The sequence below is a fragment of the Flavobacterium sp. CHNK8 genome, from assembly GCF_019774515.1.
In the GTDB taxonomy this organism is placed as follows: Bacteria; Bacteroidota; Bacteroidia; order Flavobacteriales; family Flavobacteriaceae; genus Flavobacterium; species Flavobacterium tiangeerense.
Window position 1 is genome coordinate 3,003,859 of sequence record NZ_CP081492.1, and the last position, 26,118, is coordinate 3,029,976.

The 26,118-nt window shown below is 33.8% G+C and carries 21 protein-coding genes; 3 read left to right on the forward strand and 18 right to left on the reverse strand.

All coding sequences use genetic code 11. From position 1 onward, the window contains the following. The first annotated feature begins 221 nt into the window (after positions 1–221). Both K5V07_RS13085 and K5V07_RS13090 read left to right on the forward strand, forming a co-directional pair. Positions 222–740 carry an apolipoprotein A1/A4/E family protein gene (locus K5V07_RS13085; protein WP_221917821.1) on the forward strand — a complete coding sequence of 173 codons (519 nt, stop codon included), beginning with the start codon at positions 222–224 and terminating at the stop codon, positions 738–740. A gap of 81 nt (positions 741–821) precedes the next feature. Then, complete coding sequence (locus tag K5V07_RS13090) at positions 822–1,664, forward strand: mechanosensitive ion channel family protein (protein ID WP_221917822.1); 843 nt, start codon at positions 822–824, stop codon at positions 1,662–1,664. Between the two features lie 10 nt (positions 1,665–1,674). Here K5V07_RS13090 and tsaB read toward each other — a convergent pair whose 3' ends face one another. The 3 genes from tsaB to K5V07_RS13105 all read right to left on the reverse strand — a co-directional run bounded on the left by tsaB (position 1,675) and on the right by K5V07_RS13105 (position 5,173). Continuing rightward, entirely contained in the window at positions 1,675–2,346 is a 672-nt protein-coding gene (tsaB, locus tag K5V07_RS13095) for a tRNA (adenosine(37)-N6)-threonylcarbamoyltransferase complex dimerization subunit type 1 TsaB (RefSeq protein ID WP_221917823.1), read from the reverse strand. An 80-nt stretch (positions 2,347–2,426) separates the two neighbouring features. After that, a complete protein-coding gene (locus K5V07_RS13100; protein WP_221917824.1) occupies positions 2,427–3,734 on the reverse strand; it encodes an efflux RND transporter periplasmic adaptor subunit in 1,308 nt (435 codons plus the stop codon). Positions 3,735–3,739: 5 nt separating this feature from the next. Next, the gene (locus K5V07_RS13105; RefSeq protein ID WP_086452907.1) at positions 3,740–5,173 is read right to left on the reverse strand and encodes a TolC family protein; all 1,434 of its coding nucleotides are present in this window, start codon (positions 5,171–5,173) and stop codon (positions 3,740–3,742) included. Between the two features lie 188 nt (positions 5,174–5,361). On the opposite strand from K5V07_RS13105, the gene K5V07_RS13110 reads away from it, so the two are divergent. Further along, complete coding sequence (locus tag K5V07_RS13110) at positions 5,362–6,762, forward strand: DUF4403 family protein (RefSeq protein WP_221917825.1); 1,401 nt, start codon at positions 5,362–5,364, stop codon at positions 6,760–6,762. A gap of 22 nt (positions 6,763–6,784) precedes the next feature. Here K5V07_RS13110 and K5V07_RS13115 read toward each other — a convergent pair whose 3' ends face one another. From K5V07_RS13115 to K5V07_RS13185, 15 genes are all read right to left on the reverse strand, one after another. Beyond that, a complete protein-coding gene (locus K5V07_RS13115) occupies positions 6,785–6,997 on the reverse strand; it encodes a hypothetical protein (protein WP_255577971.1) in 213 nt (70 codons plus the stop codon). 39 nt (positions 6,998–7,036) lie between these two features. Next, positions 7,037–7,621, reverse strand: coding sequence for a DUF420 domain-containing protein (locus K5V07_RS13120; RefSeq protein WP_086452904.1), 585 nt, complete (start codon positions 7,619–7,621; stop codon positions 7,037–7,039). A gap of 2 nt (positions 7,622–7,623) precedes the next feature. Next, the gene (locus tag K5V07_RS13125; RefSeq protein ID WP_221917826.1) at positions 7,624–8,310 is read right to left on the reverse strand and encodes an SCO family protein; all 687 of its coding nucleotides are present in this window, start codon (positions 8,308–8,310) and stop codon (positions 7,624–7,626) included. A gap of 5 nt (positions 8,311–8,315) precedes the next feature. Then, positions 8,316–8,957: a hypothetical protein gene (locus K5V07_RS13130; RefSeq protein ID WP_221917827.1), complete on the reverse strand. Its 642-nt coding sequence runs from the start codon at positions 8,955–8,957 to the stop codon at positions 8,316–8,318. Positions 8,958–9,030: 73 nt separating this feature from the next. Next, positions 9,031–9,381 (reverse strand): cytochrome C oxidase subunit IV family protein, encoded by a 351-nt coding sequence (locus tag K5V07_RS13135; RefSeq protein ID WP_086452901.1) that lies wholly within the window; start codon positions 9,379–9,381, stop codon positions 9,031–9,033. A gap of 21 nt (positions 9,382–9,402) precedes the next feature. Continuing rightward, positions 9,403–10,380, reverse strand: a complete 978-nt coding sequence (locus tag K5V07_RS13140) for a cytochrome c oxidase subunit 3 (RefSeq protein ID WP_221917828.1) — start codon at positions 10,378–10,380, stop codon at positions 9,403–9,405. 42 nt (positions 10,381–10,422) lie between these two features. Beyond that, the gene (locus K5V07_RS13145) at positions 10,423–11,010 is read right to left on the reverse strand and encodes a cytochrome c oxidase subunit 3 (RefSeq protein ID WP_221917829.1); all 588 of its coding nucleotides are present in this window, start codon (positions 11,008–11,010) and stop codon (positions 10,423–10,425) included. Between the two features lie 2 nt (positions 11,011–11,012). Beyond that, on the reverse strand, positions 11,013–11,915 hold the full coding sequence (gene cyoE / locus K5V07_RS13150; protein WP_221917830.1) for a heme o synthase: 903 nt from the start codon (positions 11,913–11,915) through the stop codon (positions 11,013–11,015). A 105-nt stretch (positions 11,916–12,020) separates the two neighbouring features. After that, positions 12,021–14,144, reverse strand: coding sequence for a gliding motility protein RemB (locus K5V07_RS13155; protein WP_221917831.1), 2,124 nt, complete (start codon positions 14,142–14,144; stop codon positions 12,021–12,023). Positions 14,145–14,162: 18 nt separating this feature from the next. Further along, the gene (deoC, locus tag K5V07_RS13160) at positions 14,163–14,906 is read right to left on the reverse strand and encodes a deoxyribose-phosphate aldolase (RefSeq protein WP_221917832.1); all 744 of its coding nucleotides are present in this window, start codon (positions 14,904–14,906) and stop codon (positions 14,163–14,165) included. 160 nt (positions 14,907–15,066) lie between these two features. Next, the gene (locus tag K5V07_RS13165; RefSeq protein WP_370632501.1) at positions 15,067–15,462 is read right to left on the reverse strand and encodes a VanZ family protein; all 396 of its coding nucleotides are present in this window, start codon (positions 15,460–15,462) and stop codon (positions 15,067–15,069) included. Then, the gene (gene gcvH, locus K5V07_RS13170; protein WP_221917834.1) at positions 15,455–15,835 is read right to left on the reverse strand and encodes a glycine cleavage system protein GcvH; all 381 of its coding nucleotides are present in this window, start codon (positions 15,833–15,835) and stop codon (positions 15,455–15,457) included. Before gcvH ends, K5V07_RS13165 begins: the two co-directional genes overlap by 8 nt. A gap of 92 nt (positions 15,836–15,927) precedes the next feature. Then, a complete protein-coding gene (gene sprA, locus K5V07_RS13175) occupies positions 15,928–23,073 on the reverse strand; it encodes a cell surface protein SprA (protein WP_221917835.1) in 7,146 nt (2,381 codons plus the stop codon). Between the two features lie 25 nt (positions 23,074–23,098). Continuing rightward, complete coding sequence (ruvA, locus tag K5V07_RS13180) at positions 23,099–23,680, reverse strand: Holliday junction branch migration protein RuvA (protein ID WP_182650654.1); 582 nt, start codon at positions 23,678–23,680, stop codon at positions 23,099–23,101. Between the two features lie 94 nt (positions 23,681–23,774). Then, positions 23,775–26,063 carry an NADP-dependent malic enzyme gene (locus K5V07_RS13185; protein ID WP_221917836.1) on the reverse strand — a complete coding sequence of 763 codons (2,289 nt, stop codon included), beginning with the start codon at positions 26,061–26,063 and terminating at the stop codon, positions 23,775–23,777. Positions 26,064–26,118: the final 55 nt, after the last annotated feature.

Consider the following 26,118-nt stretch of genomic DNA (forward strand, 5'->3'; position numbering starts at 1 on the left):
TATAGAATAGAAAGTAATAGCACGCTTCAAATTTACATTCCAATTAAAATATAAAGGGCTGGTTATTCCCAAAATCAACATCCCACAAAACGAGTAAAATCAATACTTTTGACAAATAACATACATTTCACAACTGATTTTCAATAAATTATTAATAATAGGTTAAACTATAATTGAAAAAAAATCACTAACATTGTAGGACTAATCAAATAAAAAATACCATGGGACTAACCTCTTTTTTTAAAAATTTATTTGGCTCTGCCAAAGAAACAACGACTGAATTGGCCAATAAAGCCGAAGCAACACTAGAACAAGCAAAAGCAAATGCCGCACCTTATCTAGACAAAGCCGAAGATTTTATTGAAGATAAACTGGAGCAAGCCAAAGAAGCTGCAGCTCCTTACCTTGAAAAAGCAGAAAACTTTGCCGAAGAAACCATTGATAAAGTTAAAGTACACGCAGCGCCTATTATGGATAAGGCAGAAGAGTTTGCTGGACAAGCAAAAGAAAAAGTAGCTGAATTTGCTGATAAAGCCGAAGAAACTTTAGAAAACCTTACGGATACTGTAAAAGAAAAATTGAATCACACTAGCGATGCAATTGCTGACGGCACCGAAGATGCAAAAAAGGCAATTGAAAATACTGCTGAGAAAACTGTAGCTTTAGCTGACGACGGAAAAGAAATTGCTACAACAGAAATAAAAGAAGTTGTAAATAAAATCGAAGAAGACGCAGATTAATTTAATAAAAAATAAAATAATTGTATTTTTGACCCACAAATCCAACCTTCTCCTATTGAGAAGGTTTTTTATTTTACAATTATGAATCTAGACCCAAATCAAATCACTAGCTACGCTAACACTTTTGCGCAAGTATTAATTGATTATTCTCCAAAATTAATTTCGGCATTTATCATCCTAATCGCTGGATTGTACATCATCCGATTAATCAATCGATTTATTAGGACCTTAATGGTCAAGAGAGACCTAGACCCTACCCTAACTCGGTTTTTAGCTGATATTTTACTTTGGGTTTTACGAGTAATTTTGTTTGTCTCCTTTATCTCTAAATTAGGGATTGAAACATCCTCTTTTGTTGCAATTTTAGGAGCCATGGGACTTGCGGTGGGGTTGTCATTACAAGGATCTCTTTCAAATTTTGCTGGCGGAATGTTAATTATTCTATTCAAGCCCTTCCGTGTAAACGACACAATAGAAGCACAAGGTGTAACAGGAACTGTAAGTGAAATACAAATTTTTGTAACCAAATTAATTACAGGTAACAATCAAACTATTTTTGTTCCTAACGGTGCCTTATCAAATGGGAATATCATTAACTATTCTATGGAAAAAATTAGAAGAGCTGACTTGACTATTGCAATATCCTACGACACCAATATTAAAATTGCGAAAGACATCATAACTAAAGTTTTGGAAAACAACCCTAAGGTTTTAAAAACACCAGAAGCCGAAGTTGCTGTCAAAATACTAACAGACAATGCAATTCAACTTGCTGTTAGACCATGGGCAACAAATGAAGATTTTGGCAATGTATGTGCAGAAACGCTTCAAGGATGCAAAGAAGCCTTTGATATTGCCGGAATTACTATGCAACCTTTTGTTAAAGAGTCATCGTATACATCAAACACTGCAACCAAAAACTAGTAAGCAAAATTTACTTTTTTTTAGGAGTAGTTACCATAAAGTCTTTCAAATAATAGGGTTCAAAATAAGCGACATCAACAATGTCGTTTATTTTGAATTTTTCAAAACTAAGAAAACTCATTTCATTAGCCGAAGGAAAAACTAAAGTCTCTAGAAAAAAATGATTGCTTTTATTAAGTACGTTTTTGCATTTTACAGTACAGTCTCCCACAAAATACAAATCATCTTGAAGCTCATTAAATGAATTCTCATCTATTATTTGAGCTTGAACTTCCCGCTTTTTTTCAAGTTTTGAATCAAAAATTGCACTGTATACTTCCATTCTTCGGGCATCAATCATCGGAATAATTAAACCCTCATTAATTTTGACTTGTGATGCAAGAGTTTCTAGCGTATCTATAGCTATTAGTGGAATATCTAATGCAAAACACAATCCTTTTGCAGCTGATACGCCTATACGCAAACCCGTATAAGAACCTGGGCCTTGGCTAACAGCAACGGCAGATAAATCTTTTAGATTATAACCTGACTCTTTAAAAATTTCTTCTATAAAAACATGTAGTCGCTCTGCATGTGAATATCCTTCTTCTGCAATTTCTTTACAAAGGATTGTTACTCCATCTTTAGCTAATGAAACAGAGCAATTCTTAGTAGCGGTTTCAATGTTTAGTATATAACTCAATTTGGTTTTTGTTTAAATTAAAAATCACAATCACAAAATTAGATTTTATGATTGTGATTTCAAAATGGTAAGGATAATGATTACTTCTTATCCTTGTCCTTTTTATCTTTATCAGTAGCAATTGCCACTTTATCTCCTGAGTTTAGTTCTTTTGTAACTGTGGCATAAGGTCCTGTAATAATTACGTCTCCTTTTTTCAAGCCAGTCAGAATTTCAATATTAGTATCATCTTGAATTCCAGTTTTTATGATTCTAATTTTTGCTTTATCTCCTACTTTAACAAAAACACACTCAAATTTCTTGTCGCTTTTTGGGGCAGCATCTTTTTGATCCTCACTTGTATCTTCAACTTTTATTTCCTTTACGGCAGCAGTATCTGATTTTACTACAACTGCACTAATAGGAACCGCAAGTACATTGCTTCTAGTTTCAGTAATAATATCTACGGTAGCCGTCATACCTGGTCTAAAAGGAGAGTACGTATTTGGCTTCCCTTCTAATAAATCTTCGTAAGATTCTTTCAATATTCTTACTTTAACTTTAAAATTAGTTACTTGATCAGCAGTTAATGCAGAGCTAGCAGAATTTGAGATACTTGTAACAACACCTTTGAATTGTTTTTTTAGATATGCATCTACTTCAACATTAGCTTCATCTCCAACTTTAATTTTTACAATGTCATTCTCATTAACATCTACTTCAACCTCCATATTATTCAAGTTGGCCACTCTCAAAATTTCGGTTCCTGTCATTTGTTGTGTACCTAAAACACGCTCTCCTAATTCTACATTCAACATAGAAATAGTTCCGTCAGCAGGCGCATAAATAGTTGTACGTCCTAGATTATCTTTGGCTTCATTTACTGTTGCAGAGGCGCTTTGAACGTTGTAATAAGCTGATTGTTTTGAAGCTTTTGCAACTTCAAACGAAGCAATAGCCTTGTCCCAATCCGACTTTGAAATGATTCCTTTGTCAAACAATGTTTTGTTTCTATCGTAGTTTGCTTTTGATTCTTTAAAAGAAGCATCTGCTTGACTCAAACTTGCTTTAGTTCCGGATAAGTTAGATACTGATCTGTTGTAACCAGACGTGTATAAATCTGGATTTATTTTTACTAATAAGTCCCCTTTTTTCACTACTTGGCCTTCTTTTACATTTAAGGCTATGATTTCTCCCGAAACTTCAGAGGATATTTTAACTTCAATTTCAGGCTGTATTTTTCCGGTAGCAGATACCGTTTCAATTATTGTAGATGGAATTACTTGTGCGGTTTCTACCTCCGTACCTACATCTTTTTTACCTATAACCCCAGATTTAGAAAGAGCAATTAAACCCGCAATAATTACTACTGCACCACCTATTAGGATATAAACTGTTTTTTTTGACATAATAATTAGTTTTTGATAAGAGGAATTCCAAAATAGAATTCTAATATTTTAATTTTAAAGATATAATCGTATTTGGTTCTCAATACTTCAGATTGCGCATTAGTAAGCAATGTTTGGGCTTGATTGTAATCGAATGAGTTCATTAGCCCCACATTAAAACGCTCCTTTGCAAAATCAACAGCATTTTGTCTTGCCTCAACAGCAATTACAGCCGATTCGTATGATTTTAAAGCTCCTTTAGCATCAGCAAATGCCGTGTAAACATTTCTTTGTAAATCTAAGTCTTGCTGTTCTACTGCAATTTTTGATCGCTCTAGATTTACTCTTGAACGCTCTACATTGTTTCTAACTGAGAATCCATTAAATATTGGTATTGAGAGTTGCACTCCAAAAGAGTGTCCTTTATTATCATTAAACTGATCGAAAAATGGAGCCGGTTTCCCTAAAACTCGTGAAAAATTTGGAGCCAAAACATTTTGATTTGTACCCTCTACAAAACCTATTTGTGAGGTAGGATTGGCAGTGTTTTGTGTTACTCCTACTACTCTATCACTATAGGCTACCCTAGAATTAAAACTATAAAAACCTTGAATAGTAGGTTGATAAGCACCTCTTGCAATAGCAACATCTTTTTCAGCAATTTCTAAATTAGTTTTAGCAATTTTCAATTCTGTTCTTCCTTCTAATGCTTTGTTATAAATGGCATTAGGATTTTGCATCATGATATTGTTTTCATCCTTTACATCAGTATCGTCTGCTACATCAAAATTTTCAAACTCCTTAAGCTGTAACAATTGTGATAAACTCAATTTAGAAATTAGCAAAGCATTCTCGGCAGCAATTATATTTTGATTATTAGTTGCTATAGTAGCTTTAATATCTAATAAATCACCTCTTGGTATAGAGCCTGCATTTACTAACTCTTCTGAACGTACATACTGTTTTTCATTAATGTCAAGCTGTTGCTTTTGTACTTTTAAGTTTTCTTTATTAAAAAGTACTTGTAAAAAGGCATTCGCTACGTTTAAGGCAACATCTTCTTGCATTTTTAGCAACTGATACTTGGCTGCAACTAGCGATAAATTAGACCTACGTAAGGTATTTTGATTTTGCAAACCCTTGTAAATGTCAATTCCTACATTTGCCCCAGCCGAAGTAAATTGAGTAGTTTGATTTTGTAATAAACCAGTTGTAATATCCTGGTTTAAACCAATGTTCCAAGAGTGGGAAGTACTGGCATTCAATGAAGGTAAAAAATTACCAATAGCACCTCTTTTATCAATCAATGCCGTTTTAGTATCAAGAGCAGATTGCTTAATAGAGATGTTGTTTTGAATGGCGTAGTTCACACATTCTTGCAAGGTCCATTTTTTAGTTTGTCCATTTACAGACAATCCTACAAGAACAATGAATAAACTAAAGAAACTCTTTTTTTTCATATATTTTAAATAATTGTATAACTTAAAGTCACACACATTTAACTTAGCTTAATTATGGTCTTCAAAATCATAAATTTTACAATCTGAAATTCAATAATTAAACAATAAGACTTTCGATTGTACCATTTGTTACAAAAAATCATGAAAAAAGAATTGTTTTACTAATTTTGTTTTCTAAAATTAATTAAATGTACGCATTCTCTCGAATCATTTTCGTTTTTGTAGCTGTAATTTTGTGTGAATCCTGCGCCACAACAAATAAAATAAACGCTTTAAAACCAGAACCAGATGATGCTGTGCCATTGGTTTATGAAAATCTTCCATCCTTTATCAATCTACCTATATCGGTAAAATTAAAAGATATCGAGAATCAAACTAATCAAGTGTTGACTGGTCTTATTTATGAAGACAGTGCCATTGAGGATGATGATATTGAAATGAAAGTTTGGAAACAAGCCCCAATAACAATCACATCAGAAGCAGGGGGGAAAATAAAAACTGTTTTGCCTTTAAAAGCAATCATTAAATATAGGATTGGCACCAAAAAAATGGGGGTTGAATTATATGACACCAGAGAATTTAATTTAAACGGCATTGTCACACTTTCAAGCGAAGTCACACTGACAAACTGGATTCTTAATACTAAAACCGAATTAAAATCCCTTGACTGGAACGAAAGCCCAACCATGGTTGTCTTTGGTAAAAACGTACCAGTAACCTACTTAATCAATCCCGGAATTAAGTTATTTAAATCAAAAATAGAACGTAAAATAGATGAATCCATAAGCAAATCAATGGATTTTAAACCAAACGTTTTAAGCGCATTAGAAAAAATAACTACTCCGTTTTTAATGAATGATACATACGAAAGTTGGTTACGCATCGTTCCTCAAGAGATTTACACCACTACAGCAAGCTTAAAAAATGACGCATTCCTTATTGAAATGGGCATGAAATGCAATATGGAAACTTTTATAGGAAAACAACCCGAATCAAAGTTTAATGCCTCTAAGATATCATTAAAACCAGTTACTAAAATACCTAATGATATTAATGCCAATATTATTGCCATCTCCTCCTATCAAGAAGCGTCTAAAATAATGACTAAAAATTTTAAAGGGCAAGAATTTGGATCGGGGTCCAAAAAAATTCAAGTTCAAAACGTGGAAATTTGGCACAAAAAAGGAAAAATGATTATTGCATTAGATGTTTTGGGCAGTGTGAATGGCACGTTGTACCTATCTGGCTTACCACAATATAATGACAAAACCAAAGAAGTTTATTTTGAAGATCTTGACTATGCCTTGGACACAAAAAACAAATTAATGCGAACCGCAAACTGGCTGGCTCAATCATTGATCCTAAAAAAAATAAAACAAAGTTGCAGGTATTCTATTCAACCAAACCTTGACGAAGGTCAAAAAAGTATGCAAACGTATTTAAAGAATTACTCTCCTATGCAAGGCGTATTTGTAAATGGAAAAATGGAGAACATTGAGTTTCAAAAAATCCAACTAACAAATCAAGCCATAATAGCATTTATAAAAGTAAAAGGTAAAATTAATGTATCTATCAATGGTTTGAAATAAACATTGATAGATACATTATAAACTATGAAGCTTTATTTTTCTTCATTTTATAAATCAAAAAACCAATGATGGCAACCAGTAAATAAGGAATAACCATTAGGTAAACTATACCGTCATTTACCGCTGCAGCTTGAGTAGTGTTATCACCACTAGTAAGCGCAGCTCTACACATGGCACACTGCGCACTCATACTGGCAGTCATGAAAAATACCAGTAAAAAACCCAAAAATTTCATATAACTATTGTTATGTAATTTCATCTTTCTACTTATAAATTAAGAAACGTAATACGGCGAAATCATCAAATAAACTACCACTCCTGTAACCGCAACATATAACCATATAGGAAAAGTAATTTTCGAAATCTTCTTGTGGGCCACAAAATCTTGACCTATTGCTCGTACATAAGTAATCAAAACCATAGGAATAATAGCAATAGATAAAATGATATGCGTTACCAAAATCAATAAGTACACAATACGTAAAGATCCTACACTCCCTTTTTCTGAATCCTCTAATATGCCATTATGGTTAATATCACCAAAAACAGTAGAGTCGCTGGTCATGTGGTAAGCAACATACATCACTAAAAAAGCAAGCGATAAAGCAATTGCTGTAGTCATAAAATACTGATGCCATTTTCTATTCCCATTTTTAATAGCTACAACAGCAGCTACAAGTAAAACCGCTGTAATACCATTTGTAGTTGCATAAATAGGCGGTAAAAAAGATAAAGGTGCTACATCAATTCCAAAATCTTTTAGTTTAATTTTAAATAAAATAGCTACCACAACAGGTATAACTATAGATACGGCAATGATGTATTTATTGAATTTTTGTTCTAAGGAATTGTTTTTCATATCTATTCTTCTAATAAAATATTAATATCTTGTTGTAGGTTTCTAACTCCTTTTTTATCGAGTCCATCATAATATAAAATAGGATTACCAAATTCATCATTACGACAACGAATGTTTCCGTTTTTATCAATCAATGCAAATAAACCCGAATGTTCAAATCCTCCAGCCACTTTTTTATTCTCGCCAGCATACAAGTTAAAACCTTTATTAGCCAACTTAAAAATATAATCTTTCTCACCAGTCAAAAAATTCCAATTTTTAGATCTAATTCCTAACAAATCATAATGTGCTTTTAATACTGTAGGAGTATCCGTCAAAGGATCAATAGTTATTGAAGCAATACCAAAATTAGGATTACCAAAGAATTTTTTCTCAATAAGCAACATACTTTCATTCATTTTAGGACAAATGGTAGGGCAAGTTGTAAAAAAAAACTCTAGGACATATACCTTACCTTTGTATGTCTCATTAGTGATTTTAACATTATCTTGATTTGTTAATTCAAACTTAGGTGCAGCACCTATTTTCAAAAGCTTTCCTTCCTCTATAACTTCTGGATTTACAAAATCAAGGCGGTCGCCTTGTACGACTTTATCGTTCTTAATACGCTCTACAATTTTAGGAATGGCATAAATACCAAATACTAAAATAACAAATGAAATTCCGATGTATGATTTGTTTTTAAACATAACAATTAAATTTTTCTTGTTGCATTGTTATTCTTTTTAAGAGCAGCTCTGTATTCATACAAGATAACTTTAAAATCATCGAGCATTTCATTACTTAGTTCAGCTGGATGAAAAGTATTATAACCTTCCATCTCATCTTTGACTAACTTTCGTCCTCGTAAATTTCTTTTTTTATCAACGATATAAACCTTTGGCGTACCTAATTTATCATCTAATTGATCTTTTAATTTTAATTGAGAATAGTACGCCGTAATATCTTCTGGCGAAGCAAAGACAAATCTCCATTGAGCAACATCTGTAAAAGCACCTAAAGCATCAACTACTTTTTTAGCATCCGTTTCTGTTCCAGAAGGGCATATCATTACAAACTGAACATCTTTAAATTCATGATAACGCTGGTAAATTTTTTGATTTAAATTAAAAAGGTTACCTCTATTTTTTAATAACTCAGAACCTGAAAAACCTAAAATGGTGACTTTACCATTTAATGTTATAGGTTTGCTGTCTAAAGTTTTCCAAGGACCAAAATCAGCAGTATTAGGAGTAATAATAGGTAATTTAGTATACCCATTAACTCCAGAAGCAAAAAACAAATAAGCAACTATAGGCAAAATAAAAAGTACAAACAGGACAATATTTTTTTTCATCACATTTTAAATATATAGTACAAAAATAAAAAAAGGTACGCAATGCGTACCCTTTAATTGAATTAATATCTTGTTAAAAATTCCATTTAATAGTGGAGTTTTTAAAAACCTCATAAATATAATCCCCTTCGGTCAAAAAGATAAAAAGAATGTATAATACCAGAAAAATAAGTGGAAAAACTACTGCATTTCTCAATGAGCTTTTTTCGCCTTCCATGTGCATGAAAGCCCAAACGATATAATATGCTTTGTAAATTGTAAGCAAATAAAATATCCAGTTAAGCAGGTTCATACCCATTAGATTATTCATATGAAGTGCTTCTGGCTTAAAAATACCTAAAACAACTTCTACTATAGTTACAGCAGATAATATTCCGAATACTTTCCAGATTCTACCTACGTTTGATGCGTGTTCGTGTGACATGATAATAATTTTTTTTAGAAATTAAACTAGATAGAAAACTGTAAATACAAATACCCAAACTAAATCAACAAAGTGCCAATATAGACCTACTTTTTCTACCATTTCATAACTTTTTCTCTTATCATAAGTACCTAAAAGTACATTAAAAAAGATAATAATATTGATAACTACTCCAGAGAACACGTGAAATCCGTGAAAACCAGTAATAAAGAAAAAGAAATCAGCAAAAAGTTTACTTCCGTATTCATTTCTAATTAAGTTAGCACCCTCTACAACATAATGTGCTTGAGATAACCTAGATTCAGAATCTTTTCTAGAAAGAATAGTTTTTTGTTTGTTTGCATTAATAACCTCAGTTCTAATCAATAAATCTGGGTGAGCTTTGAAACCAGCTTGCACCTCGGCAACAGAGTAAGATGGCAATTCTCCTTCTTCCATGAACCATTTAGCTTTGTTTCTTTTAAGCTGTTCACGCTCTTCAGGTAAAGTCACTGCAAAATCAGCAAGTGCAACACGTTTTCCGTCTTTATCAACAAACTGAAGTAAACTACCTCCTTTTGTTTCAATTGCTCCGTACTCTCCTTTGATAAAGTTTTTCCATTCCCAAGCTTGAGAACCAACAAAGATAAGACCTCCAATGATGGTCAAGAACATGTACAAAACAACTTTATCTTTTTTCATTTGATGACCAGCATCTACGGCTAAAACCATAGTTACCGACGAAAAAATCAAAATAAAAGTCATTAATGCCACATAATACATTGGCGCCGGAACTCCGTGTAAAAACGGAAAGTGAGTAAACACTTCATCAGCCAATGGCCATGTTTCAATAAATTTAAATCTAGAAAAACCATACGCCGCCAGAAATCCAGAGAACGTTAAAGCATCTGACACGATAAAAAACCACATCATTAATTTGCCGTAACTTGCTCCCATTGGCTCATTGCCGCCTCCCCAAGTTTTTTCTTCACTATTTGCAGTAGTAACTGTCGCTTCCATAAAAGTTATTCGTTAAAAAGTTCCCAAATTTACGTTTTTTTCTTATTTAAAGAAATATAAAAACAAAAACAAATAAACCCACAATAAGTCCAGAAAGTGCCAGTACATTGCACCAAGTTCTATACCAAGGGTTTGAGATGAATTGTATTTTTGTTTAAAATGATTATAAATTATAATTAAAAGCGAAATCACACCTCCAGCAAGGTGAATAAGGTGCACAACCGTTACTACATATAGAAATGTAGTTGTAATTGAACTCCCGCTACCAGTAAAATAATAACCACTTTCTACTATTTGTCCAAAACCTACAAATTGTAAAATTACAAATAAAATACCAAGTCCCAATGTAGCTAATAAATACATTGTTGTGGTGCTAGTATTGTTCTTTTGTATTGCTTTTTTTGCCAAATGAAATGTTACACTACAACCTATAATGGCAGCAGTACTATAATAAAACGCTGGTGGTAATTGAAAATCTTTCAACCAATCTGCTCTTGATTTACTCACTACAAAAGCACTTGTGAGTCCCGCAAACATCATGGTCATACTTGCCATTGCGAACAAAAGGATCAATTTATAGGATCTATTTGTTCTGGATTTTTGCTCTTCGGCCGTCATTGTCATTTCCATAACTATCTTAAAAATTTATCAAATATGTATACTAATTGTAATAATGTAATGTAGGTAACACTTACAAGCATAAGTGTTCTAGCTGCTTTTGCAGTTCTTAATTGATAAAGCTTAACACCATAAAACAACATCCATAATCCTAATACGAGAACAATTCCTGCTGCAATAGGCGTTATATACAACCTACCCGTATATCCAAAAGCTGGCAACAATGAAGCTAATATGAGCCAAACGGTATATAAAATCACTTGTAACGCTGTTCCTTTATCTTTTTTTCCCGTTGGTAACATAAAAAAACCTGCTTTTTCATAATCTTCATACAAGAACCAACCAATAGCCCAAAAATGAGGAAATTGCCAAAAAAACTGAATTAAAAACAAGGTTCCTGCTTCGATACCAAATTCACCAGTTGCAGCAACCCAACCCAACATAAAAGGAATTGCTCCTGGAAAAGCACCTACAAAAACAGACAATGAAGTCATGGTTTTTAATGGTGTATAAACACTTGTGTATAAAAATATGGAAATTGCACCAAACATGGCCGACTTTCCATTTATAGTATATAAAAGCACAAGACCTATGATAGTTAACAAAATTGCAATTAAAAGCGCGGTAGTTTGAGTCATTCTTCCATCTGGAACAGGCCTACCTTTGGTACGATCCATTAAAGCATCAAGATCTTTCTCTATTATTTGATTGAAAGCATTTGAAGCACCTACCATACAATATCCGCCAATTGCCAGTTTTAACAAAACCATCCAATCTAAAGACTGAAAATCATAAATACCCAACATAAAACCCGCAACAGACGAAAAAACGACACTAACCGCTAATCGTGCTTTTGTGATTTCCCTGAAGTCTATGTAAACTGATTTTAATGAAAGTGTACTTTGTGATGCGCTCAATGCTACTATTTATTTTATTTCTAAAAACTTATGCAAAAGTAGGCTATCAAAAGGGATTTGACAAAAAACAATTCACAAAAAAGTATAAAAATAAATGACCTTCTATTAATAGTCAAAATACCAATTAAAAATATCGGTTCTAACACCTAAACTAAACCAACTTGTATTTTGATTTTGTGCAACTGTAGAAGCTGCTGTTGGATCAAATGATCTGTAGATATAACTTGCAAATATCTTTAAGTTTGTCAAAGGATTAACTATGTAACCAGCTTGAAGATCTGCAATAAAAACTGCTGTTTTATTACCTTGACCTACTTTTACATCTGAATCAAAAGGCCTTTTCTCGTCGTAATCTTTATAGATATTGCCTCCATAATTAAATTCATTTGTGGCAGTGTCAAAATCAAAACCTCTGGTTCCCATTGTAAATTTTGCGTCAGCGTAATATCGTTCTTTACGATAACGGGCCAAAAGGATTAACTCGCTAAAATTTGCTCCCCATTGATGCCCTAAACTTTGATTATTGTGTGCATAGTTTGTAATTGGCATACTATGAGAATAGACATATGGCCTCACATGATTGTATTCCAATTGTACCACTAAGTTTTCTACATCGAAAGCATTGTAATACTTTGCTCCTAACTGATAACCATACTTGTTTTTCCAACTGTTATTTCGCTCTTTTACGTCATTCAATGAAAATTCATCTAGGATAAACTGCCCATAAAAATTGATTTGGTTGTTCCATTTGTATTTAAAAGTTAGACCCAAAACTGCATTCCCACTTCTTGCCGAAGACGTAAACTCGACTGATCTGTAAAAAATTAATGGATTAACAAAATTTACATCAAACCCTCTATCATTTGTATTTGTCCATACCACCGATTCAAAGAAACCTAAATTCAACTTGTTTGACACGTTCCAACTCAAATAATGATTTGCCATAAACTTAGTTGCATAGGTACGTTCAAGAGTCACCTCAGGACGTACGTCTTTAAGCCACATGTAGGTATTGGTATACTTGATCTTCCAGAAATTTGTATTCAATTTAAAATATGGGTATGGACTGGCGCCATCACTTTCTAGTAACGATCTATATCCATCTCCAATGAAATTTCGGCCATAGCCCAATTGCATATCAATATGTTTGCTTGGGGTAAAAGTCAAATTAGCATCTGCCGAAGGAAAATCAAAACCTGTTGTTTTAAAATCCTTAGCAATTCCTATTCCAGGAATTATGGCGGGATTACCACCTGCCGGCTTTATAGAAGCCGCATAAGCATTATAATAAGGAGCAAAACGCCCTTGACTTTCAAAAACAGTTGTTGTAAAATGAAGATTTTTTCCTAGAGCTCCTCTAAAATTAAGACCTCTAGTATTTACAAAGGTGTATGAATCAGAACTTTTACTAGCCTTTCCTAACTGTAAATCTACAACAGGATTAAGTGTAAACCAATATCCTTCTCCTTGAATGACAACCATGTTCTCATTCCATAATTTTCGAGACCACCAGCTTGAAGTTTTCTTCATTAGAGATGCTTGCACTGCTTTGAGATTGTAATATTTAGATACTTCGGCATATGTAAATGGCTTTGAAGCTGTATGATTATTACTCCCCATTTGATTTAGTGCTGCATCAAATTGTGCATAATAACCATGTGAAAATGGAATATTCAATTGACTTTCTAACTCCGGATTATCGAATTTTTTATATACGATGCTATCAAGTTCTGTCAAAGTTTTATCTTTTGTAATGCTGGATTTGGCTTTCGCCAAAGAAACATTGTCAGTCACAACATTGTTTACCAAAGGAATCGCAATTGTGTAGGTAAATCTAGAATAAGTGGCATTCCCATTATATGTTGCAGGCTGAATTTTAGGTATTTTACTAAAAACACGCTTGGTTTCTAAAATAAGATTCTCATCATTTGCATCTACATGAATCACTTTAAAGATTCCGTTTGAGTCTACTTCAAAAAGCACTTTTATATTCCCTTTGAAATTAGAAGAAACTAATTCTTGAGGCACATTAAAATTAGAAGTAATATAGGTTTGAACTTGGTTGTAAAAACAATTTTCTAGTTCCTTGAATTGTTTAGAATTACACTCCGCAAACACAGGAAAACGTTCAGATGTATTGACTGGACGGTTTCCATTATTAGAGTTGTCTTGTGCAGTTGCACTTACAATAGAAAATAAAAATAGCAGTGTTATTAATACTTTGTTCATCCTTAATATTTGTACAATTTAGTATCCTTTCGTGGCCTTTTGACCGTCGGAAATTATTTTAGCTCCTGAAGTCCCTATTCTTTTCACACCAAGATTTATCATTGTTACCGCCTCTTCATGAGTACGCACGCCACCAGCAGCTTTTACAGGCAAAGGTGAAGCGTTATCTAACATTATTTTTATGGTGTGTAAAGTTGCACCATTTGGCACACCTATCTCAGTCTCATAAAAACCTGTAGATGATTTTACAAAAACACGTGAAAATTGTTCTTGACTAAAAGCAGTCACCACTACATTTTTAATCAAACTAGAAATCTGAATAATCTCTTTATCTGTTAAAGCTGCCACTTCAATTATCCACTTAACCACTTTATTATGATCTAAACTAAGTTGTGTACATTCAAATATTTCTTGCTTGACAAGATCTATTTCACCATTTTTAAACGCTTTATAATTGCACACAAAATCCAAATCATCAGCTCCATTTTGAATGGCTATTTGGGCTTCTTCTAATTTATCTTCAACTGAGGATTCGCCATTAGGAAAATCAATAACAGTTCCTACTTGCAAAACCGCATTAGCATCAATAATCATTTTTTTTGCTAGTGAAACCATATCTGGCCTTATCATCACTAGTTTAAAACCCTCCTCTATTGCTTCCTGAACATTTTTTTTAACAACAACTGTATTTTCTTCTGGAGTAAGGCCAGCTTGTTCCGCAGTTTTTAAATAGGTTGCATCTAAATATTGCTTAATATCCATAGTCGTCTTGATTATTGATTTTACTAAACTTGTTTACAAAAATACATTTTATCTCCACACTAAGGACACTTAAAAGTTACAATTTGAAAGGGGTGCTATAAATGCTCCAGAACTCTATTTTAAAAAAAATCGAATGACTTCACTTCAAAAAAAAATCCCACTAGTGTGAGATTTTTTTTGATTCTGATGATAGTATTTTATTTGAAAAGTAAATTAGTAGTACCGCAATAGTAGCTCCAGTAGTATTTGCTAAAACGTCATAAATATCAGCATGGCGTGTAGCTGTAAATTTATCTTGGATAATTTCTATTAATATGCCGTACAAAACCGCACAAAAAAACGATAATGCCATTGCTTTAAAACTACTCGTATTTGAGAAGCTATTTTTAACAGAAAGGTAAAACAGAATTGTAAATACCAAATAAAAAAATGCATGTACGATTTTATCTAAATTAGAAACGCTTCCTAAGGGCACACTTTTAAAGGTTGCCAAACAAAAAAAAGTTATAGTTCCTATCCAGAGTACTAGCGCCCATGGATATATTTTTTTAAGCACCAATTAATTCTTTATACGCTTCTTCTGATAGTAAAGAGTCAAAATCAGCAACATTCGCCACTTTTACTTTGATCATCCATCCAGCTCCATAAGGATCTGAGTTTACACTTTCAGGATTGCTCTCTAAGTCATCATTAAAAGCGATGATTTCGCCAGCAAGAGGAAGAAACAAATCCGAAACTGTTTTAACTGCCTCTACAGTACCAAAAACTTCATCTTTATCAAGTGTTTGATCTAAAGTTTCAACTTCTACATAAACAATATCACCTAATTCTTTTTGAGCAAAATCAGTGATTCCTATTGTTGCGATATCGCCTTCTATAATAACCCACTCGTGGTCTTTTGTATACTTTAAATTTGCAGGTATGTTCATTTAAATTGTAATTATTTATTAGTTTTTATTTTTTTTCTATTTAATGACAAATGTAACAATCTTCTTTTCAATTACCGATTAGAATTTAAAAATTAATTTCCAAAATTATAACGCAATGTAAATCCAGATCGGATATTGGTAAGTGGAAAAGCAGTTGATATAACAGCCTTAGAGAAAGAGTGATCGTAATAAAAAATGGCCGTCAAGTTTTTACTAAATGCATAGTCAGCCTTAACTTTTACGGTCCAAATGTTTTGTCCACCTGCCAACTGATTGTTATTGTAATCCAAATAACGCACTATCGTTTCATTATTTCTATACGTAACATCTGCAGAGAGATTGATATCACTTTTTATTACTCCCGTTGGATTATCAGCCAATCTTGATGAAAAAATTACATCTTTAAACCTGTATCCAAGCCCAACAACATATTCAAGTCCCTTAACCTCTGTCAATAAATTGTTATCAAAACTCATTGATAGTGCTCTATCTTTCTTAATTTCAGTAAGTACTTTTAGCGAACTTTTAAGCTCAAAATCCATTCGAACCAAAGGATTGAATTGTTCCACTAAATTGATGTTAGACATAATGGTTTTATTAAAAAAATTGCCACTAGCATCAATACCGTTTGGATCTTTATCATATTCAAAATTAGAACGAAACGCATTAATAGTATAGGAAGCCCTATAATTGTGTAATAATGAAAAACGTTTAAAGTTCTTCTTGAACGGAGCATAACGCATTAATCCGTTGTATTTTACAGACCAATTTGGCAACGGAAAACTCCTAAAAATACCCAATGAAGCACCACCTGCATCATTCCCAGAATAAGCAGCAAGAAAAGCGGGTAGCAAAACCGCTTGATTGTTTTTTCCAAAACCTTTAGGAAAACCTTCATCGTCAAGATTTGCAGGATTATTGATATTTATTCCTCTCGCAGTAGCTAATCTATTTGCAATCACAAGTCTGTTTTCTCTAAAATCATCAAATGCTTCTGCCGAATTTTGATCGCTTGTTGAAAAGGAAGTTTTAATTAATACGGTAGAGATTGAAAAAATTCCTGTGCTAAATGGTGATCTAGCATTATACATCCCGTTAGTGACATCATATTGCTCTGAATCATTTTGAGACAATGCTCTATCAAAGGTTAAATCTATTTTCATATCAGGAAACAAATCCACATTGGCCGTAGCCTTCAAAATTTTATTGTCTACTTGCGTATAATTTTGGTTAAAGTCTGGGTAGTTTGTCAACCATCCCTTTTTTGCTGCTTCAAAACGAATATCATCTTGGCTTCCAAAGATAAACCCTAGTGAAGGTCTAGAAGAACCTAGAAAACCTAAACCCGGAGTATAACCTGGTAAAACAGTACCACTATTGTGCGTGTAGTTTACCTGTATATTTTTGACACTAGTAAGTACTCCTAATAATCCATCTACAAAAGGACCTTTTTTTGCTGGGGCTGCAGCAACATTTGTATTTACTATTTTCTCACCCGGTTTTGGCGGACCTGTTTTTGGCTTAGGAGCAGCTTTCGTAATGGTTTTTGAAATACCTAAATATTTATAAAGCGTTTCCATGGTCAAACTTGCATTCAAATTACTTGAACTTGCATTTTGAATTGTATTTCCTAAATTATAATCTTGTCCTCCTATTGAAATTTGTGATAAAGCATTGGAAGTACGCTGCCAGCTGTAATCACCCGTATAAGAATAGGTTGCTTTTATAAAACTAAACAACGGAATCTTGTTAATAGGCAATTCATAATTTACAACCAATTGTTGCATGTGCTGGTTAGGGTCACCCATATCCCAATAACTGTCCCATATTGTAAAACTGTCAATAGGTTCATTATCCTCATTAAGATAACTCTTCACAATATTACTGGAAGAAGCTGTATAATTTAGCTTTAATGATTTTGTAAGGTTGTAATTAAAACCATATTGATAATTGAATGCAAAATTTCTTCTATACAAAGGATCAAGTCCAATGCCTTCTACCTCAACTTGACGAAATTGTTGACGGTTGTATTGCCTGTTAATGTTAGTATTAAAAGAAATAGAAGACGGCAAATAATTAAAATTAAAATCGCTCAACATTTTCCAATAATTACTTTTCTTTAAAAACTTTGATTTTTTAAAGGGTTCAACAGGTTTTGGTTTAAAAGTGTAGGCATAATCTACCGCAGAATTAGCATGTTGATCTACATAATCCTCTATCTCAAAATCATGACGTTCTACTTGATTAAAAGACTGAGAAAAAGTGAAATTCTCAGGGTCGTACACTCTTTGTTTTTGCTCTGGTTGACGTTCTTTTTTTACTCCAATAAAATTGATGCTTGTTCTTTTTGTATAATCAATTGCTCTGTTTGCAATATTATCTTTCTCTTTTTGATTTGTGGTGTTCTCTAACAATTGTTTCAACTTAATGTCTTGGTTGAACGGATCATATTCTGGAGTGATAGTTTCTTCCCCTACAGAATAGTTGAATGGTAAATTCACACCCCATTTCTGAGGCAATAGTTTACCTAGATTTACATTGGTTACAATATTGTATTGTTGCGTATCTTCTCTACTTCTCTCATTTGGTCCTTGTTCAAGGGAACCAAAACCTATAGTGGTTTTTCTACCCGATGCAGAAACGGTAGCAAAATCAGCTAGATTAGTGTCAATATTTAAAACGGCAGCCATTCCGCCTTTGTTATCCATATCAGCCAAACGTAATTCATTAAACCAAACCTCACCTTTTATATCATTTAGAGGATCATTGTTTTTTATACCTACCATAAGTGTTCGTATCAAACCAAAGTTAGGATTTCCTTTAATCCCTAACTTAAGCGTAATTGATTTATCTCCATCAGGAAGTGACGCATCAGTATCCGGATAATAAATCCCGTCTAGCGGAAGTGTATTTGGATTTACTTTCATGGCTAAAATTTTCATTCTAGTCAATAATTCAAGAGGTAAGTCTATTTCGTTTTCGGATGGCCAAACTAGTTCTGGACTCAAAGGACCACAATCTGAAGTGTTACCACCAGAGGGTAATGTGACTTTTAATGGAATCTCTATTTGATAAAAATTTTGATTAAAATCGTTTCCAAAACGGATAAAACCTACCATTTGATTGTCGCTTAGTGCAATCTCATTAGGTAGTGATTCAGCATGTAAAAACATTTTCAATTTATTAAATTGTCTCATGTCTATACTTACATTTTTAAAAACTGCTCTAGAATCTTGTGCCTCTAACCCGTCTCCCGAAGCACGTAAAGCAAGTGATTGCTCGTTTTGATTGATTACCGTGTTGTTATTGAATAATTGTTCCCTTTGAACCGCTGGTGGTGTTACATAATTTACGGGGCATCGCTCGTTGTTTTCTTGAATATTAACAGCAAGAACATCCAGATTAGTACCGTCATCATCAGGATTAGTATCATTAAAATCAAGTGCATTAGTGTAACGTCTCCATTCTCCGCGCACAAGGTCAAGTGCACCAAAACGTACTGTAACCTCATCATTAAAACCTGTCATAAACATTCTCATAAATCGAATAGATCTAAAATCAGAGATGGAACCTATAACATTTTCAGGCTGAGAAACCGGTATTTTAAACTGCAACCATCTAGCCTCAGTAGTTGAACCATTTGGTAAGGTAACTTGTGTGTTGCGAATATCAGTAATATAATTTTGTCCAATATCCATCCCTGGACGCATTTCAACACTGTACTCATAGTAGGCATTGATAGTATTCATGGTATTATCTCTATTGATATCTTCAACATCAGGTACAGTACTAGAACCTCTATTTGCTGTATTAATATCTACTGGAGAATTATTCTCTACACCATTATAATTTTTATATCGGTCTATTATTGAACCATTGGCATTCAAATAAAAAGCATAATCATCGGCTGCTGGATCAAGCTCTGATGCAAAATTAGTATAAACAGACCCTTCATTAGAATTTGACAAACCATCAAGACCAATATCCTGATTTTGCCTGTTATTTACATTCGTATCAAATGCATAGATCAAGGATTGTGAGGCAGGAACATCTCCCCAAATTGGTCTTGGATTCACTACAATTTGATCCGGCCCAAGACCATTTTCATATTGTTTCCTTCCATCTTTTAAAATGTCTTCGGAAATTTCACCTAGGTTAAAATAGATCTTTCCTGTATTTGATTGTGGGGCTGGACCATTCCCCACATACGGATCTAAAACCCAAAACTGAATGTACTCAACATTTCCTTGCTCAAAATTTGTTGAATTCAAAGAACGCATAATTCCGCCAAAATTTTCAGTAGGATTAGCTCCCACAGCGCTATTGTTATTGTACGGTCCTCGCTCCGATGGGAAATAGGTTAAATCCAGTGTGCTTATTACCTGTGTTTGCCCTTGTGCAATATCAGTTAAGGGATACAATTCCCTACTAAAAACCCTTCTTGTTTTATTGAATGACAAATCAGCATCAGAAACTCCGGGTGGTTTTTGGGTATAAAATATAGGGTCAATAGCATACCAAGCCAGTTTTGCCCGTTTGAACCCATAGCTTAAATCAGTTGCGCTACCATTAAAATTATAAGTACTTGCTGCTGTTCTTTCTGGTGTTGATGACAAACTCCAAGCCATTGGAGAACGCATGTCAATTGTTGATTGAGACCCTTCAAAGTCATCTACATAAATAGTTGATTCACCTTGAAATTGATCCGCTTTTGGAGTATCCGGTCTTAAAAATGCAACTTCACCTCTTATGGATAAATTAGAGGGTACATCAGTATCTAAATTTGGTAATTTGTTAACAAGACGTGTCAAGAAAGGAACCTGAGTAGAGTAATTTGTATTCAATCCAAAAACAGTATTATTTACAGACTCTTGACCAAAACTTGATTTCTGTGTAAAAGGTCTCTCGGTCATCTTTAAAAATGTTCCCCCTACAACAAAATTATCTGATATTTTATGCTCAACGTTTAAGCCTATGAAACGTCTGGTTTGTTGACCAAAAACAGAATTGTTTTCTAAAGACACTTCTATAGGTGTATTTGAAGCTTGAAGCGATGGATCTAGAATTTGCACACGCCCAAATTGATAATTAACACTGTAATCTACCCCTTCAACCAAGCGTCTACCTGCGGCTGTAACTACTACTGATCCCTGTGGAACATTGAAAGCTCCAATAGGAATTCCATCACTTCCGCTAGACTTGTACTTTCCTCTCAACAAAAACTTATTTTTATCACTGTCTTGTAATGCGCCTGCTTGTGTATTGCGGTACATACTTTGAAACACATATTTACGCTGGTTGTCATTATAAGTAGATGGATTCCTGTAATCTTCAATAGCAGTATTAGACAATTTAGAAAATAATAATTCCCCAAAAGGCTCCTTAGTGGTAAACATGATACGACCGTTTTGCGCATCAATAGTCAAACTAGGAATAAAGTCAAAAAAACCATCTCCTCCTGCTTGAGGATCATTGTTGAAATTTAATTTATCTAAATTAAAAACTTTTAATAAAGGCGTTTCTGCCACTTTTGAATCGGGATCAGGATTTGCCGGGAATGGAGTTCCTGAAACTTCCGTAATATAATTTAGCGGAGAAGGATCTGTGTACAAAATATTAAATCTAAAATCCTCTTGTTTCAATTGATATCCTCCTTGAATTTGATAGATGTTTTTCATCATCAAGTTCCAAATGGGATTTTTAACATTGGTCAAATTGCTTTTCAGCATTTTCAAAATCAAACTTTGAGAAATGATGGCTTGTGTAGCGGGCGTGTTACCTGTAACCACAGTAGCATCAACACCGTCATTACCAAACTCCCCTACTTGATACACTTGGTCCCCAATGGTGTATTGATAAGCCACTGCTAAAACCTCATCATTTGCCAAACGTTGTTGCAAAGAAATAAATCCTAGTTGTGGGTTAAAAGTATACTCATTTGGGTTTAATTTTCGAGCATTTTCCAGTTTAGAATAATCTTGACCTTCACTTACGGTAGTATTAAAACCCGAATTAGAAGTTGCAATTTCTCTAATATTAGCATTTAATAATCCTGTCCCAGCAGCAATTTGAGCTGGATCATAATCGTTATTAGCATTATTTGAGGGAGTGTTAGCTGGAGCATTAAAGATTCCTGTAGATGGGTCTAGCACAACAACTTCATTATCTGGAATACCTGTGATCTGAGCTTCACCAAGATCTTGAAGTGCAATAATATTCCTTAAATTATTATTGGTTGTAGTTACCCTATTTTGTCTATTGGTAACCCAAATTTCGATTCTAGAGATTTGAACTCTACTATCAATAAAAGGATAGTTTGCTAGAGATTTATCATACCTGTCTCTAAAATATTGCGATAAGAAAAAGTGACGGTCACTGTCGTAATCCAAAGCAAACATTTCAAAGTTTTCAATGGTTCCTCCGCCTTGTGCTACTACGCTTTTTGTTTGTGATTTTTGTTCTGAGAATACCCCTGTGAAAGTTGTTTTACCAAATTGCAATTGTGTTTTGAAACCAAATAAACTTTGAGCACCACGAATAAGAGAACTATTTAGTGGCATGCTCACATTTCCGACTTCAATTTTTTGAATGATATCGTCCTCAGTGGGTGCGTAATCTAGTTTTATTAAGTTTTGAAATGCAAATGTAGATTGAGTATCATAATTAGCATTTACATTAAGTCTTGTTCCTACTTTCCCCATCAAACTCATGCTGATTCTTTGGTCAAAATCAAAGGAAAGATTAGACCTGTTTCTAGGAGAAAATGAAGGATTATCTTGTTTTGTAAAACGCAAACCTAAATCCATTTCAATAGATCCTGTAGGCTTTACATCAATTGTATTACTACCAAAAATAGATTCAAACAAACCTGATTTAATTACATATCTCGGTAATAAATCTTTTTTTGCTAGTTCACTCCCCTCTTTTTTACCGTCAATTGCATCTACTTTTGTCTTGAAATAGTTGCGCATAGACTCTTTCAAAACTAATTTTTCGTATTCTTTTGGAGTCAATATTATGGGGTAATTTATAGATAGTCCATCAAAGGAACTTGTGTACACATACCTATCAATAGCGGGATCATACGTATATGACGAGAGTATACTTGGTGGATTTTTAAGTTGTAATTTCCCCACAGAGAAACCCTTACTTACCGTATCTTGAGTTCCCGTTTTAACTTGAGCATGCAATATGTAACCACACAATAGAACAAGCCAAAAAATACAATTTTTATGCATATAACTCCTGTTTCTTAAATCCCTTTTAGAGGTTTTTTAAAGCTTGTTTGATAATAGTTTCAACGGTTGCATCTGGATTTTCTTTGACAATTTTTTCAATAATCTTTTCTGAACTTTTTCGTACAAAACCTAATACTTCCAATGCTGATAACGCTTCATCTCTATTTGTATTGCTTTGAGACATAGAAACTTCATCTAAATCATAAAGTTTCAATACTTTTTCTTTGAGGTCAAGTATCACCCTCTGCGCTGTTTTACTACCAATCCCCTTGATGGATTGAATAGTTACTACATCTGCAGATCCTATTGCATTTGTAATTTGTTTGGGATCAAGTGAGGACAACATTGTTCTAGCAATGCTTGCGCCAATACCTGAAACAGACAATAAGAGTCTGAAAATTTCTCTTTCAGATTTTTCAATAAACCCAAAAAGTGTATGCGCATCTTCTTTAATTTGAAGATGCGTATATACTTTTATAAAATCGGTATTGGGTAATAATGAATATGTATGTAAGGAAATATTTATATGGTAGCCTACGCCCCCACAATCAATAACAATATGTGTTGGCGATTTTTCTACGAGTTTCCCTTGTAAGTGTGCTATCATGATGTATATAAAATAGTTCCAAATATAACAAAATTTGTACACGCATAAATTTCTGATAAAAAATTACGATACAATTTGTTTACAATGCATTAAATTAAACTTGTTTGGCTTTCTTGATAGCTTTTTCTTGTGCATCAATCACTGCAATTGCTGCCATATTTACCATTTCCTCAACACTTGCGCCTAATTGAAAGATGTGTACTGGCTTACCCATTCCTAACATGATAGGCCCTATGGAATCTACTTTGTTAAGTTCTTTCAATAGTTTATACGTAATATTTGCTGATTCTAGATTTGGGAAAACCAAAGTATTTACTTTTTTTCCAGCTAGTTTAGAAAATGGAAACTTCTCTTTTAACATTTCAGGGTTTAAAGCAAAGTCGGCTTGAATTTCTCCGTCAATGATCATATCCGGATAATTTTTATGCAAGAAAGCTACTGCTTCGCGCACTTTTGAGGCGTTTTCACTTGATGAAGATCCAAAATTAGAAAACGACACCATAGCTATTACGGGCTCTACTCCAAACATTTTAGCTGTTTTAGCAGTCATGATTGCTATTTTAGCTAAATCATCCGCTGATGGGTTGATGTTTATTGCTGTATCTGATAAAAACATTGGCCCACGAGCCGTCATCATCATATTTGTTGTAGCAATTATTGAAGCTCCAGCTGCTTTATCAATCAGTTGTAACATGGGTTTCACTACTGATGGATAACTTCTAGAATGTCCTGTTACCAGTGCATCGGCTTCATTTTCATTGACCATCATGGCAGCAAAATAATTTCTTTCACGCATGAGCTTTTGTGCATCAAAAAGTGAAATCCCACGACGTTGTCTTGAAGACCAGTATGTTGAAGCAAATTTATTTCTTCTCGCCTCTTCTTCTTTAATTTTTGGATCAATAATAGGCACATCAGCATCAAAGCCTATTTCTTCTTTGAGTTCCAATATAATTTCTTTGTTTCCTAGTAAAATTGGGAAACCAATACCTTCTTCGTGTACTATTTGAGCTGCTTTTAAAACATCAAGATGATCTGCTTCGGCAAAAACGATTCGTTTCGGATCCATCTTGGCTCTATTGGTAATCAAACGAACCATTTTGTTATCGTTACCCAAACGATCATTCAATTCTTCTTCGTATTTTTTCCAATCTGTAATTGGGTTTAATGCTACGCCAGACTCCATAGCTGCTTTGGCTACAGCCGGTGCAACAATAGATATCAATCTTGGATCAAAAGGTTTTGGAATGATGTAATCTCTACCAAAATTAAGTTTTGTAGCTCCATAAGCCACATTCACTTGTTCCGGAACAGACTCCTTAGTCAATAAAGCAAGTGCTTTGACAGCAGCCATTTTCATAGCCTCATTAATTTTGGTAGCACGTACATCTAAAGCACCTCTAAAAATGTAAGGAAAACCTAAAACGTTATTAACTTGGTTAGGAAAATCTGATCTTCCTGTTGCCATAATAACATCTTTACGTGTTGCAATAGCTACATTATAATCAATTTCTGGATCCGGATTTGCCATAGCAAAAACGATAGGATTATCAGCCATTGTAAGAAGCATCTCTGGAGACATTAATCCTCCTGTAGACAATCCTAGAAAAATATCAGCATCTACTAAAGCCTCGGCAAGAGACATTGAAGGGATATTTTTTGCATATTTTAATTGCAGTTCAGACAAACTTGGGTTGTCACTTGTTAACAAACCTTTGCTGTTGAACATGAAAATATTCTCAACTTTTACACCCAATAAAACATATAAATCAGCACAAGCAAGTGCCGCCGATCCTGCTCCTGAAACCACCATTTTAACCTCTTCGGCTTTCTTGTCAGCAAGTTCAAGCGCGTTCAACAATGCAGCTGATGAGATGATAGCCGTACCGTGTTGATCATCATGCATTACAGGAATATTTAACTCCTCTACCAAACGTCTTTCTATTTCAAAAGACTCTGGTGCTTTGATATCCTCAAGATTGATCCCTCCAAAAGTAGGAGCAATATTCTTAACCGTTTGGATAAACTCTTCTATATCTTTAGTTCCTATTTCAATGTCAAAAACATCAATATCTGCAAAAATTTTAAACAACAAACCTTTTCCTTCCATTACTGGTTTTGAGGCTTCGGGACCTATATCCCCTAGACCCAAAACAGCGGTACCGTTTGTAATTACGGCTACTAGATTTCCTTTGGCAGTATATTTGTAAACGTTATTGATATCTTTTGCAATTTCTAAACATGGCTCAGCAACTCCTGGAGAATACGCTAATGACAAATCTCTTTGTGTAGCATATTTTTTAGTTGGAACAACTTGAATTTTCCCTGGAGTAGGCTTTGCGTGGTATAATAATGCTTCTCTTCTTTTGTTATTTTTATCCATTTTTTTGCTTTTATTCTAGATCACAAAGATAGAAGACTTGGTTTAAAAAGTCAGC

Coding starts and splice junctions, on each gene's coding strand:
- K5V07_RS13085 (WP_221917821.1), top strand. CDS start 222: ATGGGACTAACCTCTTTTTTTAAAAATTTATTTGGCTCTGCCAAAGAA.
- K5V07_RS13090 (WP_221917822.1), top strand. CDS start 822: ATGAATCTAGACCCAAATCAAATCACTAGCTACGCTAACACTTTTGCG.
- K5V07_RS13100 (WP_221917824.1), bottom strand. CDS start 3,734: ATGTCAAAAAAAACAGTTTATATCCTAATAGGTGGTGCAGTAGTAATT.
- K5V07_RS13105 (WP_086452907.1), bottom strand. CDS start 5,173: ATGAAAAAAAAGAGTTTCTTTAGTTTATTCATTGTTCTTGTAGGATTG.
- K5V07_RS13110 (WP_221917825.1), top strand. CDS start 5,362: ATGTACGCATTCTCTCGAATCATTTTCGTTTTTGTAGCTGTAATTTTG.
- K5V07_RS13115 (WP_255577971.1), bottom strand. CDS start 6,997: ATGAAATTTTTGGGTTTTTTACTGGTATTTTTCATGACTGCCAGTATG.
- K5V07_RS13120 (WP_086452904.1), bottom strand. CDS start 7,621: ATGAAAAACAATTCCTTAGAACAAAAATTCAATAAATACATCATTGCC.
- K5V07_RS13125 (WP_221917826.1), bottom strand. CDS start 8,310: ATGTTTAAAAACAAATCATACATCGGAATTTCATTTGTTATTTTAGTA.
- K5V07_RS13130 (WP_221917827.1), bottom strand. CDS start 8,957: ATGAAAAAAAATATTGTCCTGTTTGTACTTTTTATTTTGCCTATAGTT.
- K5V07_RS13135 (WP_086452901.1), bottom strand. CDS start 9,381: ATGTCACACGAACACGCATCAAACGTAGGTAGAATCTGGAAAGTATTC.
- K5V07_RS13140 (WP_221917828.1), bottom strand. CDS start 10,380: ATGGAAGCGACAGTTACTACTGCAAATAGTGAAGAAAAAACTTGGGGA.
- K5V07_RS13145 (WP_221917829.1), bottom strand. CDS start 11,010: ATGGAAATGACAATGACGGCCGAAGAGCAAAAATCCAGAACAAATAGA.
- K5V07_RS13155 (WP_221917831.1), bottom strand. CDS start 14,144: ATGAACAAAGTATTAATAACACTGCTATTTTTATTTTCTATTGTAAGT.
- deoC (WP_221917832.1), bottom strand. CDS start 14,906: ATGGATATTAAGCAATATTTAGATGCAACCTATTTAAAAACTGCGGAA.
- gcvH (WP_221917834.1), bottom strand. CDS start 15,835: ATGAACATACCTGCAAATTTAAAGTATACAAAAGACCACGAGTGGGTT.
- sprA (WP_221917835.1), bottom strand. CDS start 23,073: ATGCATAAAAATTGTATTTTTTGGCTTGTTCTATTGTGTGGTTACATA.
- ruvA (WP_182650654.1), bottom strand. CDS start 23,680: ATGATAGCACACTTACAAGGGAAACTCGTAGAAAAATCGCCAACACAT.
- K5V07_RS13185 (WP_221917836.1), bottom strand. CDS start 26,063: ATGGATAAAAATAACAAAAGAAGAGAAGCATTATTATACCACGCAAAG.